Origin of the sequence: Mucilaginibacter sp. (assembly GCF_041663085.1) — a bacterium.
Taxonomy (GTDB): Bacteria; Bacteroidota; Bacteroidia; order Sphingobacteriales; family Sphingobacteriaceae; genus Mucilaginibacter.
On record NZ_JBAZRC010000014.1, the window covers coordinates 34,905 to 47,607 of the forward strand.

General features: G+C 42.0%; 11 protein-coding genes. 4 read left to right on the top strand and 7 right to left on the bottom strand.

Annotation, left to right across the window (positions count from 1 at the left end; genetic code table 11):
• The first annotated feature begins 58 nt into the window (after window positions 1–58).
• From WC615_RS05400 to WC615_RS05410, 3 genes are all read left to right on the top strand, one after another.
• A complete protein-coding gene (locus tag WC615_RS05400) occupies window positions 59–427 on the top strand; it encodes a BlaI/MecI/CopY family transcriptional regulator (protein WP_372977110.1) in 369 nt (122 codons plus the stop codon).
• Window positions 424–2,688: a M56 family metallopeptidase gene (locus WC615_RS05405; protein WP_372977111.1), complete on the top strand. Its 2,265-nt coding sequence runs from the start codon at window positions 424–426 to the stop codon at window positions 2,686–2,688. The genes WC615_RS05400 and WC615_RS05405 overlap by 4 nt, the downstream gene beginning before the upstream one ends.
• A gap of 210 nt (window positions 2,689–2,898) precedes the next feature.
• Window positions 2,899–4,143 (top strand): cation:proton antiporter, encoded by a 1,245-nt coding sequence (locus WC615_RS05410; RefSeq protein WP_372977112.1) that lies wholly within the window; start codon window positions 2,899–2,901, stop codon window positions 4,141–4,143.
• 76 nt (window positions 4,144–4,219) lie between these two features.
• Here WC615_RS05410 and WC615_RS05415 read toward each other — a convergent pair whose 3' ends face one another.
• From WC615_RS05415 to WC615_RS05445, 7 genes are all read right to left on the bottom strand, one after another.
• Window positions 4,220–4,837 carry an FMN-binding negative transcriptional regulator gene (locus WC615_RS05415; RefSeq protein ID WP_372977113.1) on the bottom strand — a complete coding sequence of 206 codons (618 nt, stop codon included), beginning with the start codon at window positions 4,835–4,837 and terminating at the stop codon, window positions 4,220–4,222.
• A 56-nt stretch (window positions 4,838–4,893) separates the two neighbouring features.
• Window positions 4,894–5,844, bottom strand: coding sequence for an acetylornithine carbamoyltransferase (locus WC615_RS05420; RefSeq protein WP_372977114.1), 951 nt, complete (start codon window positions 5,842–5,844; stop codon window positions 4,894–4,896).
• Between the two features lie 56 nt (window positions 5,845–5,900).
• A complete protein-coding gene (locus WC615_RS05425) occupies window positions 5,901–7,031 on the bottom strand; it encodes an aspartate aminotransferase family protein (RefSeq protein WP_372977115.1) in 1,131 nt (376 codons plus the stop codon).
• Between the two features lie 57 nt (window positions 7,032–7,088).
• Complete coding sequence (gene argC / locus WC615_RS05430; protein WP_372977116.1) at window positions 7,089–8,084, bottom strand: N-acetyl-gamma-glutamyl-phosphate reductase; 996 nt, start codon at window positions 8,082–8,084, stop codon at window positions 7,089–7,091.
• Window positions 8,065–8,415: a cupin domain-containing protein gene (locus WC615_RS05435; RefSeq protein ID WP_191174657.1), complete on the bottom strand. Its 351-nt coding sequence runs from the start codon at window positions 8,413–8,415 to the stop codon at window positions 8,065–8,067. The genes argC and WC615_RS05435 overlap by 20 nt, the downstream gene beginning before the upstream one ends.
• Before the next feature lie 5 nt (window positions 8,416–8,420).
• Window positions 8,421–9,617 carry an argininosuccinate synthase gene (argG, locus tag WC615_RS05440; RefSeq protein ID WP_372977117.1) on the bottom strand — a complete coding sequence of 399 codons (1,197 nt, stop codon included), beginning with the start codon at window positions 9,615–9,617 and terminating at the stop codon, window positions 8,421–8,423.
• Window positions 9,618–9,707: 90 nt separating this feature from the next.
• Window positions 9,708–10,361 (bottom strand): GNAT family N-acetyltransferase, encoded by a 654-nt coding sequence (locus WC615_RS05445; RefSeq protein ID WP_372977118.1) that lies wholly within the window; start codon window positions 10,359–10,361, stop codon window positions 9,708–9,710.
• A gap of 837 nt (window positions 10,362–11,198) precedes the next feature.
• On the opposite strand from WC615_RS05445, the gene WC615_RS05450 reads away from it, so the two are divergent.
• Window positions 11,199–12,068 (top strand): inositol oxygenase family protein, encoded by an 870-nt coding sequence (locus WC615_RS05450; protein ID WP_372977119.1) that lies wholly within the window; start codon window positions 11,199–11,201, stop codon window positions 12,066–12,068.
• The last annotated feature ends 635 nt before the right edge of the window (window positions 12,069–12,703 follow it).

Genomic DNA, 12,703 nt, shown 5'->3' on the forward strand with positions numbered 1-12,703 from the left:
AAGTTATATAACTTAAAATATAGTTGTATAACTGAAAAATAAGTTATAGGTTTGGTTTATGGAAGAGTTAACAAAAACAGAAGAGCGGGTAATGCAGGTTTTATGGAACCTGAAAAAAGCTTTTGTGAAAGATATTATAGAGGCAATGCCCGATGAACCGAAGCCACCGTACAATACTATATCATCAGTAGTGCGCCTGCTGGAGAAAAAAGGGTATGTTGATTATACGGCATACGGCAAAACTTACGAATACTTCCCCGTCATAACCAAAGCGGAGTACCGTAAAGCATCTTTCAAAAAAATGTTTACGGGATATTTTGATAACTCGGTAGAGAACCTTTTATCTTTTATGGTAAAAGAGCAAAAACTGGGCGAGGACGATATCAAAAAAATCCAGGAAATGATCGACAAAAACTCAAAAAAATGAAGGCAATCATCTATCTGCTGCAGGTATCGGCATGTACCGGTATCTTTTACGGGTTCTATTTCCTGCTGCTACGCAGGTTAACATTCTTCACACTAAACCGCTGGTACCTGCTTGCTACGTTGTTGTTAAGCTTTGTTATACCTAGTATAAATTTGCCGGTAGATACCGCGCAGCCACCTGCTATTATGCAGCCTGTTATGTATGTAAACCGCATACAGATAATAGATGAGCCGATAAAAGCAATTACGCAGGCCCCGCAACAAGTGGTTAAATCTTTTGATTGGGCAACGCCGGTTAAAACGGTTTACATAGCAATGGCAGCTATTTCGGTACTGCATTTAGCATTTACGCTACTTGTATTTTTCCGCAGGAGCAGGGCCGAAAGATTAATGCAGATAGGTAATGTAAAAGTATTAAAGGGAAATAGTAAGCAGGGGAATAGTTCGTTCCTGAATGTGATTTTTGTGAACGATGATGAACTGGAACCCGCCGAGGTAAAACAGATTATAGCGCACGAGATGCTGCACGTAAAAATGCTGCACTCGGCCGATAGGATTATTGCCCGCCTGGTGCAAATAATACTTTGGTTTAACCCGTTTGCCTATTGCTATATCCGCTCTATAGAAGAGAACCACGAGTTTGAGGTTGACCGTATTATCGCCGGTGATACTGATAAAAGCATGTATGCCACATTGCTTTTTAAACTATCAATAAGCAGCCAAAGTTACCTGATGCATAGTTTTAGTAAAGTGCCGCTTAAAAGCCGCATAGCCATGTTGTTTAATAAACCAACCTCAAATATGAAAAAAATCATCTACCTGCTTATAGCACCAGTGGTGTTGATAAGCTGCCTGGCCTTTGCCAATTTAAAAAGCAGCCAATACAAAAAAGTGAGTATTTTTTACGAACTTGATAAGTTAGGCCCACACCCGTTAGTACTTATAAATGGTAAGGAATATGGTGACGATATACTTTATAAAATAGGGGGTAAAACCATTAGCAGTAGCGGTACATGGGCACCGCCGGTTGATGGACGCTGGTTAAAAAAGTATGGTAACAAGGTTAAAGACGGGGTGATAAATATATCTGTAAAAGGCAAAATAGTATACATGACAGCTACAGAGCGCGAAAACCTTGTAGAAGAAAGTAAAGTGCCCAAAAAGCAGTTCTTCGCACGGGTTAAGCAGAAGTATGATGATGGCCGTATATATGAAAAATGTATTGTACAGTTCCCCAATGGCAGCAGAATGAGTTCGAATGAGCTGAAACCTACAGATAAGGTGGTATTTATTATAGAAGGTAAAGCCTACCCTGAAAGTGAACTGGATAAGGTAGAAGAGATCATCCGTTCACATAAAGTAGGCACTACCTCTGTTGGTTCTGTTAATCCTAATCAGCATTGGGGAGACGAGGATATTAGCCAATACAAGATCTATTTTAATTTCTTACTGGATAGAAACGCGAAGTTGGAGAAAACAAATCCAACAGGCGCTGTGAAATATGAAGTAAAGGGAGATACTATAAAATATCGCCAAAAAGTAAAACAAACACCAGAACAACGTATAGCCGAAGAAAAGGCAAAAGCCGAATATGAAGCGTATAAAAAAACGGATGAGTTTAAACAAAAAATGGCAGAAACCAATAGGGTAATGGGCCAAACCCTTACCTACAAAGTAACCGAATATAAAACAGCCGGCCCCCAATGGTATGTTAAGGAAGGCTTTGTAGTTTTAAATAATAACAGTGAATTCTTTATAGGAACTGCTTATGGGCAAACCAAGCAGTTAAAAGATGTGCTTAAAATAGGCGAAAAAATAGAAATAAAAGTGCTTGGGCCAGGTATGTGGGGCAAAGGTATACCTGTTTTAATTGAGCCGGCAGTGATTTCACGTAACGGTAAAGAAATATACCGTGCTGCAGAAGCAGCACCGATACCTAAAACAGCCTTTTTATTTGAGGCAAACCGCGTGCGTTTTACTGATGGGCAGGTAACCAACATTAAAAAATACCCCGATGGTAAATGGAAAAGCGCCGTGGTCGAGGTAGTGAATGGTTTTAAAATTAAATTCAATATCAAACCAGATGCGCCCGATTTTAAAAGTATTGAATGGGGCGATCATGTTACCTTCCGCTTTGTGCATGAAGTTAAAACCGGTGCTAAAGAATATACAGTTAACGATTGGATAGCAATCAGTACCGATGTTAAAGATTACGGCATAAAAAATCCCGATTACTTCTTCAAATTTTACGAAAAGATATAGTTTGACCGGTTAACCCCAAAGAACTCAAATACTTTTACAAAGAGCCTAGGGATACCAAACCTCTGTGCTCTTTGTGTTTAATTCTTTTTGTGTTCTTTGGGTTAAGATATCTTACCCGTCAAAAAAACATTGATTGTTAAAACACATAATTGCTTTATCATGTTAGGTACTACAATGTGGTATAGTACTGCTGTAGGTTAACAAAAGTATATGCACTTGTTTTTGATCATCGCGCTTCTGGTAATTGTTAGCGCAATCTATTCATACATCAACGCACGCTGGATAAAACTGCCCGGTACTATCGGTATTATGACGTTGGCTATCGCCGGCTCGGTGGTAACCCTTATTATCGACCGCCTTAACCCAAGCGTGGCCAAATACCTTACTGTGCTGGCCAAAAATATCAACTTTTCTACTACGGTACTTAATATTATGCTGGGCTTCCTGCTTTTTGCGAGCGCCTTTAACCTGGATACGCGCAAACTAAAAAAAGAAATGCGACCGGTATTTATATTAAGCACCCTGGGGGTAATTATATCCACGGCTATATTCGGCACCTTGCTTTATTATGTAGCACAGTTAATAGATATTAAAATACCTTATATCTATTGCCTGTTGTTTGGCGCGCTGGTATCACCTACAGATCCGGTGGCGGTAGGGGCTATTATTAAGGGCTCCAGGCTACCCGCGAGTTTAGAAACCATTATCTCCGGCGAATCATTATTTAATGACGGTATAGGTCTTGTATTGTTTATTACGCTGTTAGAGATAACCCAATCGGGCAATGATAATGTCGATTTTGCCAAAACAGCTATACTTTTTGCGCAGGAAGTTTTTGGCGGTATTATACTGGGCGGAGTTACAGGTTTCCTGGCGTTCCGGCTCATGAAATCTATTAACGATTTTCAAACCATTGTTCTGGTGTCGTTAGCATTGGTAATGATCAATTCACTTGCTGCATCGGCTTTGCATTTATCTATCCCATTAGCGGTGGTAACCGCCGGTTTATTTACAGGTGGCAGGTCGATAAACATAGATAACAAAGACCACTCGCACCAGGCGCTCGAAAGCTTCTGGACGCTAATTGATGAAATGCTGAACACCATGCTTTTTGTGATGATAGGGCTGCAGATGTTTAACGTGCCCTTTATCAGTAATTACTGGATAACCGGTTTTATCGGGATTGTTATTCTGCTGGCTGCAAGGTGGGCAAGCATTATGCTGCCGTTAACTTTTTTAAGGCGATCATTAAACGTAAATTACGGAAGTATCAATATTTTAACCTGGGCAGGGTTAAGGGGCGGTATTTCGATAGCCCTGGCGCTGGCATTGCCAGATTCGCCCTACCGGCATTTTATACTGGCGGGTACTTACTTTATCGTGATATTCTCCATTATTGTGCAGGGACTAACATTGAATAGAGTGATCAATGCATCATACAAGATAAAATCTTAATTAGGGAGGCGGCCGGAGGCCTTGTAATATTGGTCACTCGGCTGGAGCCGAGCGACTGCATTGCCAGGCGGCTGCATTAGCTATCCTTTTTCAGTGCCGACATATATGCGGCTATTTCCTGCTCATTTTTATCGGCAGATGAACTGAATGATGTGATGATATTCTCACGCTCAATTTCAGTCCGGTTTTGGCTGAGTTTCTTTTTGCCCTGCAGATGGGTAACCACAATTTCAAATGCGGTAATACCATTCATCATTTTGTGTTTGTAATCGTCAGGTAACTTGTCCCATTGCTCCCGGTAGGCGGCCTCGTAAAAACCTATCATCTTTTCAAGCAGTTGCGAAACCTGTGTTTTATCGTCAATTAAAGCGGCTTTGCCGTAGGCATGTACCGATAGATAGTTCCAGGTAGGTACGTTTTGCTCTTTTTCGTAATTTGACGGCGATATATAAGCATGCGGCTCGGTGAATATCATCAGCGATGTTTCATTGAATACAACCCCGGCCTGCGGGTTTGCTTTAGCAAAATGGGATACCAATACCAACTCTTCACCGCGTTGCTCTACCAAAAATGGCAGGTGCGTAGCTTCGGGCACACCATTCAATACTGTAACTATCGTAGCGAAGCTATATTTCTGCATAAAGCCGATGGCTTCCTGGTGATCGGATAGTTGAAAGTGTTTAGGAGTGTACATTTTTTGAGAGTCAAGATGTTAGAATCAAGAAATAAGATAGCTCAGAAAGCTGCTATTTACAGCGCTTCCAGCATTTGCTTTAACACTGCCTGCGCGGCCCAAACGCGGTTACCGGCCTCGTGTATCACTACAGACTTTGGCCCATCCAGTATCTCTGATGATAGTTCCAAATCGCGGCGTACCGGTAAGCAATGCATTACTTTGGCCTTTGGTGCTACCGCATCCAGTTTGGCATTGGTTAGCATCCAATCTTCGTTACCGCCGGTTACCGCGCCATAAGGCTCATAAGCCGACCAGTTTTTAACGTAGATGAAATCAGCGTCCTTTATTGCCTCATCCTGGTTATGGGCGATGGTTGCGCCATTGGTAAAATCGGTAGAAAGCTCGTATCCCGCCGGGTGGGCGATGGTGAAATCTACATCAGCCTTGCACATCCATTCGGCAAAAGAGTTTGGCACAGCCTGCGGCAGGGCCTTTATATGCGGTGCCCAGGTTAATACTACTTTGGGGCGGGCTTTGGTTTTTAATTCTTCAATAGTTACCAGGTCAGCAAGGCTTTGCAGTGGATGGCGCGTAGCCGATTCCAGACTAACCACGGGCACTTTGCAAAACTCCACAAACTTGTTAAAAATAGTTTCGCTGTAATCTTCCTCGCGGTCCTTTAAACCCGGGAAAGAACGTACCCCGATAATGTCTGAGTATTCGCCCATTACACCGGCAGCCTCGCGGATATGCTCCACAGTAGTGCCGTTCATGATCACGTTATCGCGCAGTTCAAGCGCCCATCCTTCTTTATCAATATTCAGCACAATTACGTTCATGCCCAAATTCGCACCTGCTTTTTGGGTGCTCATGCGGGTACGCAGACTTGGGTTCAGGAAAACAAGGCTCAGGGTTTTATTCTTACCCAGATGCTGGTGCGCGTATGGGTTTTGTTTCAATTGTAATGCTTCGGCAACCAGTGCCGGCACATCCTTAACATCATTTACCGAAGAGAATAATTTCATGAGCCTTGTTAGTCCTTATGCTTGTAAAAATATAATTAAATCCTGTAACCTGTTATTTAAGAGTTATTTAAAGTTGTGCTGAATGCTTCCAGGAACCTGTCGGCATAAGCTTTGGTCAGGTTAAGCGCAGGTAATAGCCTTACTACGTTTGGTTTGGCTTCGCCTGTAAATATATGGTGCTTAAACAACAGGTCTTTCTTCACGTTGGCCAGTTCTTCCGGCAGGTCGATGCCTATCATCAGGCCACGGCCACGTACTTCTTTTACCTTATCAAATTTCTTAAGCTCTTCAATCAAATAGCCACCTACTTCGGCAGCGTTTTGCATCAGGTTATCACGTTCAATAACTTCCAGTACGGCTAAACCTGCGGCGCAAGCCAAATGGTTACCGCCAAATGTTGTGCCCAGCATACCATAAGCAGGTGCTATTTTAGGCGATATGATGATACCACCAACAGGGAAACCGTTACCCATGCCTTTAGCCATGGAGTAGATATCGGCATTGATGCCCGCAAAATCATGCGAGAAGAATTTACCGGTACGGCCGTAACCGCATTGTACCGCATCGGCAATAAAAACGGTGTTATGCGTATCGCAAAGCGAACGGATCTTTTGCAGGAAACTAACAGGGGCAACCTGGATACCTCCAACACCTTGTATGCCTTCAATAATTACAGATGATACCTCATGGTCTTTAAAAGCCTGCTCTAATGCTGCTTCATCGTTCCATGGTAAAAACACCACGTTATCAGTTTCATTAACCGGGGCAACAATTTTTGGGTTATCGGTAGCGGCAACAGCTAATGAGGTACGTCCGTGGAATGCTTTTTTAAACGCGATGATCTTCTTTTTACCATTATAGAACGATGCAAGTTTCAGCGCGTTCTCGTTAGCCTCGGCACCCGAGTTGCAAAGGAATAGCTGGTAATCTTCTTTACCAGAAACATGGCCCAGCTTTTCGGCCAGTTGTGTTTGTAAAGGAATCTCGATAGAGTTAGAGTAAAAACCTATCTGGTGCAGCTGGTCTTCTAAACGTTTTACGTAATGCGGGTTGGTATGGCCAATGGAGATAACCGCGTGCCCGCCATAAAGATCAAGGTATTCGGTGCCTTTGTCGTCATAAACAAGGCTGCCTACGCCTTTAACTATATTGATTGGATTGATTGGGTATACGTCGAATAATTTCATTTTAATAAAGTGATAATTTAATACTTAATGGATAAACGCATGGGTGGCGAGCACGACTTAAAAGCCGGTCGCCTTAAGTCGTAATCCTGCGCGTTCGTCCAAACCAAACATGATGTTCATGTTTTGTACGGCCTGGCCGCTTGCACCTTTAAGTAAATTATCCATTATGCTGACAATGAATATTTTATTACCATGTTTTTTAACCTGTAAAAAGCATTTGTTGGTATTCACAATTTGTTTCAGGTCGATATCCTTGCTGGTTACATGCGTAAACGGATGGCCGGCATAATATTCCTGATACAGTTTTAATGCTTCTGCTTCGCTCAAATCACTTTCGGTATAAATAGAAGCAATAATGCCACGGGTAAAACCGCCACGATAGGGTACAAAGTTGATATCCTTATCAAAACCGCCCTGCAATTGCCTTAAGGATTGACCTATCTCGTTTAAATGCTGGTGGTTAAATACTTTGTAAACAGATAGGTTGTCGTTCCTCCAGGTAAAGTGCGAAGTAGGAGAAAGGCTTTGCCCGGCCCCGGTAGAACCGGTGGTAGCGGTTACATGCACATCGTTGTTTAACAAACCTTTACTTGCAAGTGGTAACAAGCCCAGTTGCAAACAAGTGGCAAAACAGCCCGGGTTAGCAATATTATCTGCCGACTTTATTGCTTCGCGGTTTAATTCGGGTAAACCATAAACAAAGCTTTTATTGCCGATGGTCGCATTTTGACTTAACCTGAAATCCTGGCTTAAATCGATAATAAGGATATGATCAGGGATGTCATTAGCCTCTAAAAATTTACGTGCATCGCCGTGGCCAACGCAAAGAAACAATACATCAATATTGAAAGCTAATTCCGCTGCAAAGGTTAGGTCGGTATCGCCAAAAAGGTCGGTGTGTACGTCATAAACATGGTTACCCGCATTGCTTTTGCTGTGAACGAATATGATCTCCACATTAGGGTGGTTGATCAGTATCCGCAGCATTTCGCCGCCGGTGTAACCCGCGCCGCCAACAATGCCTGCTTTTATTTTAGAGGTTGATTCTGTCATTTTTTGTAGATGGTGATGAGTACAGGATAAATTCGAGGTCGCTGCTCTCTTTGTTGCTGATAAAGTGCTTTTGACCCGGTTTAATTTCTATCCCTTGCTCTGGTTTTAACACGCTTATCTCTCCGTCGATGGTAAATGTTGCCCTGCCTTTTAATATAAAGAAGAACTGCGAAGATTTTTCGTGATAATGTAATTGCTCGGCAGTATCCGGCGGCATTAATTCCTGTTTTATTGATAATGCGTCGGTGTCAACATAGTTCCAGCCGTAGCAATCATCGCCCCACTTATAGGTGCTTAAGCATTCGCTTCTCGAAAAGATGGGGTTCTCCATAATAATTAATCCTGTCCGTTTACTTTGTGGTATATCATTACCTGGTTACCAAATATTTTTGAGAAACCTTTAACATCTTCACCGCTCCATGAATTGTTCATTTCGCCGTAGCTGCCAAATTTGTTGCTCATCAGGTCGTGCTCCGACTCGATACCAATTACCTGGAAACGGTACGGGTGCAGCTCAACAAATACTTTACCACTTACGTTCTTCTGCGTATCTGTAAGGAAAGCCTCCATATTACGCATAATAGGGTCGTGGAATTGCCCTTCGTGCAGCCAGTTGCCGTAGAAAGCCGATAACTGGTCTTTCCATGAAAGTTGCCACTTGGTTAAAACGTGTTTCTCTAAGGTATGGTGTGCTTTGATGATCACCATTGGTGCGGCAGCTTCAAAACCTACACGGCCTTTTATACCAATGATGGTATCGCCCACGTGGATATCACGGCCAATGCCGTAAGGCTGTGCAATAGCTTGCAATGCCTGTATCGCTTTGGTTGGGTGATCGTATTTTTCGTTATCGATGCCAACCAGTTCGCCTTGCTCAAATACCAGCTCTAATGTTCTTGGTTCAGATTCTGTTACCTGTGTAGGCCATGCTTCTTCGGGTAAACCAAGGTTTGAGGTAAGGGTTTCTTTACCACCCACAGATGTTCCCCAGATACCTTTGTTGATAGAGTACTTTGCTTTTTCAAAGTTCATTTCAACGCCGTGTTTCTTCAGGTATTCAATCTCTGCTTCGCGGCTTAATTTCAAATCGCGGATAGGGGTGATGATCTGTACTTCGGGTACCAGGATATTGAAGATCATATCAAACCTCACCTGGTCGTTACCGGCGCCGGTGCTGCCATGGGCAACAAATTCGGCACCAATTTCTTTGGCGTAATTGGCAATGGCGGTAGCCTGGCTAACACGTTCGGCACTTACCGATAATGGGTAGGTGTTGTTTTTTAACACATTACCGTATATCAAAAAGCGTACGCAGGTGTTATAAAAGTTAGTGGTCTCGTCAACCACGTGGTGTGATGTTACGCCCATCTGGTAAGCGCGTTCTTCAACGCCTTTAAGCTCTTCGTCACTAAAACCACCTGTATTTACAATTACCGAGTGAACCTCGTAACCCAGATCGCGTGTTAAATAAATACAGCAAAATGAGGTGTCTAATCCGCCGCTGTATGCCAGTACTACTTTCTTTTTATCCATGTTTGTATTTACCGTAGAGACGCGATACCTCGCATCTGTATTATTATGTTATTCAAGTCGCGAAGTATCGCGACTCTACAATTCATTCTTTTAACTGAACGCAACGAATTTCTCCATGCGTTTTTTGATGGCTTTCTCAATACGCTCAAGCAGGGTAGCCTTATGCGTTATCTTCTTCATTTTCTCTTCGTATTGTTTCTGAATAACTTCCGGGTCGAAAAGCATGGCGGTGCACATGCAGTTCTTGCGGTCTTTACTCATCAATATATCGTAATTAACGCAGCTGCGGCAGCCTTTCCAGAAATCTTCATCCTGGGTAAGTTCAGAATAGGTTACCGGTTCGTAGCCGATCTCTGAATTTATCTTCATTACCGCCAAACCCGTAGTTAAGCCAAATAGCTTGGCTTTTGGATATTTGCTGCGCGATAGCTCAAATATTTTATGCTTAATAGCTTTTGCCAGTCCTGCTTTACGATAGATAGGGTTTACAATAAGGCCCGAGTTGGCCACGAAATCGCCATGGCTCCAGGTTTCTATATAGCAAAAGCCCGCCCAGGTACCATCTTTATGCAATGCTATCACAGCTTTGCCTTCCAGCATCTTATTGGCAACGTACTCCGGCGAACGCTGGGCAATACCTGTGCCCCGTGCTTTGGCCGACTCTGCCATTTCATCACATATAATAGCCGCAAAGTCTGCATGTTGTGCAGTTGCTACGGTTATGTCAAAATCTTGTATGGTCATTAGTATAGAAAAATTACCGTTAAATTATTGGCGTTTAAGCCATAATAATTAGAGGGACATTGTTTAAAGAAGTTTAAAAAACAACTTCTTTATTTGGGTGGAGATTAAAACCTAATTCAAACCCGTGGGATGAACACCCGTCGTCGGCTGGGAGAGAATAATAAAACAAAAGAAACTAAAGCAGCGGCAACCGGGGCGAAGATCGTCCTGATATCCATTCTGTTTATGTTTTGTTTAATCATTTTAGTAAAGTATGTGGTACTTTTAAATTTTGTGCAAATTATTGCATTAAATTTTACTTATGCAAGAAAAAACTATTATAATTTGCCTGCACGCACAAAACATTACAATTGAGAAATATTGAGATAATAGATATAGCTTAAAAACAATCAAAAATGTGTTTAAATTATTTAAACGCATTTTTTCGTTGTCGTTAGTGTCACAGTACTTGGAAGATCCGCTCGCCAATCAACTCACCCCGACTACGCTACGCTGGTCGACCCTCTCTGCTTCGCAAAGAGGGTGAGAAGAAAAGCAAATCCCTCTTTCCGCGCAGCGAAGAGAGGGCGGTCGAGCGCAGCAAATACCGGGTGAGTAAATTGCACGGTGGTATTTCGAATCTTCCGAAAACTTATGGTTTTGTTACCAACAATACCCGGGCAGGCACTTAACAAGCCCTCCTAATAATGCCTTTTACGTAAACGATTACGTAAATATATATAGCCCCCACTGCCGACATAACCATCAATTTTATTGAACTTTATATACCAATTATAAAACATCGAGGCATCAAACAGGTGTTTTTTATCCGAAGGTTCAATCAAAAAATAACCGATTATGGAAAGTTTAAGTGAAAATGAAACAGCACCGCTAAGTAGTTTGGATGTATGGGAGGATGATGTTTTAAAAAGATACCCGGAAGCCGGGCCAACAAAAAGCAAAGAGGAGTTCAGAAATTACGACAGCCCTGAAAATGACTCGGTGCGTGAATTTTACAGGCTGAACCATAAATATCAAACCTATGATAATGTATTGGCAAAAAAGGCTACCTTTTTAAAATTTGATAAAAAGGAAATGCCCTGGTGGGATGCCCTGGATTACTTAAATACTTTGGTTGATGATTCGGACCCCGACACATCCCTGGATCAGCTGCAACATTTATTGCAAACAGCCGAAGCCATCAGGGCCGACGGGCACCCCGATTGGTTTGTATTAACCGGGTTTATACATGATTTGGGTAAGGTATTATGTTTGTTTGGCGAACCACAATGGAACGTTGTAGGCGATACCTTCCCGGTAGGCTGCAAGTTTTCGGACAAAATTGTGTATCCCGATTTTTTTGCTGCCAACCCGGATAATGATGATGAGCGTTATAATACCAAATATGGCGTTTACACGCACCAGTGTGGGTTAGATAACATCCACATGTCATGGGGGCATGATGAATATTTGTATCATATCACTAAAGACCATCTTCCCGAACCTGCTTTATATATGATCCGGTATCATTCATTTTATTCGCAGCACCGCGAAAACGCTTATGACCACCTGTTAAATGCACATGATAAAGAAATGTTTAAATGGGTTGACAAATTTAACCCGTACGACCTGTATTCTAAAAGCCCTAAGCCACCCGTAGTGGCCGAGTTGAAACCCTATTATGAAGATTTAATTGCTAAGTACTTGCCCGAAACGGTTAAACTTTAAGGTGCTTTTTCAGCGGCAAACATTTCAAATTTTTGAATAAATCAATTCGTTTAGAGATTTAGTTAAACAGTATTTGTAGCTTATACTGTCCCATTTTAAAAATGGGACAAGTGGGACAAACGGAACATTTTGACAATCAATGAGTTGATATTTCTATATCATCCATATATCTAAAGTTTAACTTTGCCATTTTTATATTAATTTGCTGCAAATCAAGCAATTGTAAAATTAATGTTTTGTCTCACTTTTCGCAAAAATGGAGACTAAACATTAACGCCAACAGCATAACTTTTTTAGCTTTTTTTCGACCTTGATTCGACCTGATTCGGCCTTTTAGGGTTTATAATGTTAATTAAAAGCAATTAACAGATATTAATTAAGTTGCTTATTTATAGGTGATTAACAATTTAAGGCATGTTCCATTTCGTTCCGTTTTGTTCCATTTCGGAACGGGTATATCTCATATGCATAAATGCTTCTGGAGACGATCTGCGTTATGGGTCAACCCTTGCCAGTATTATTTTAACGCGTCTGCCCGGGTGTTTTTTAAACTGCCGTAGACCCTCTTTTGATAAGCGCAGATTTTAACACTACATCTTCGCCTGTATCAACTTGCTTGTTGTTCAATAACTTTA

What these genes read in the sequence shown, in the direction of transcription:
- WC615_RS05400 (WP_372977110.1), top strand. Translation starts at nt 59, where the DNA reads ATGGAAGAGTTAACAAAAACAGAAGAGCGGGTAATGCAGGTTTTATGG.
- argG (WP_372977117.1), bottom strand. Translation starts at nt 9,617, where the DNA reads ATGGATAAAAAGAAAGTAGTACTGGCATACAGCGGCGGATTAGACACC.
- WC615_RS05415 (WP_372977113.1), bottom strand. Translation starts at nt 4,837, where the DNA reads ATGTACACTCCTAAACACTTTCAACTATCCGATCACCAGGAAGCCATC.
- WC615_RS05450 (WP_372977119.1), top strand. Translation starts at nt 11,199, where the DNA reads ATGGAAAGTTTAAGTGAAAATGAAACAGCACCGCTAAGTAGTTTGGAT.
- WC615_RS05425 (WP_372977115.1), bottom strand. Translation starts at nt 7,031, where the DNA reads ATGAAATTATTCGACGTATACCCAATCAATCCAATCAATATAGTTAAA.
- argC (WP_372977116.1), bottom strand. Translation starts at nt 8,084, where the DNA reads ATGACAGAATCAACCTCTAAAATAAAAGCAGGCATTGTTGGCGGCGCG.
- WC615_RS05410 (WP_372977112.1), top strand. Translation starts at nt 2,899, where the DNA reads ATGCACTTGTTTTTGATCATCGCGCTTCTGGTAATTGTTAGCGCAATC.
- WC615_RS05435 (WP_191174657.1), bottom strand. Translation starts at nt 8,415, where the DNA reads ATGGAGAACCCCATCTTTTCGAGAAGCGAATGCTTAAGCACCTATAAG.
- WC615_RS05420 (WP_372977114.1), bottom strand. Translation starts at nt 5,844, where the DNA reads ATGAAATTATTCTCTTCGGTAAATGATGTTAAGGATGTGCCGGCACTG.
- WC615_RS05445 (WP_372977118.1), bottom strand. Translation starts at nt 10,361, where the DNA reads ATGACCATACAAGATTTTGACATAACCGTAGCAACTGCACAACATGCA.
- WC615_RS05405 (WP_372977111.1), top strand. Translation starts at nt 424, where the DNA reads ATGAAGGCAATCATCTATCTGCTGCAGGTATCGGCATGTACCGGTATC.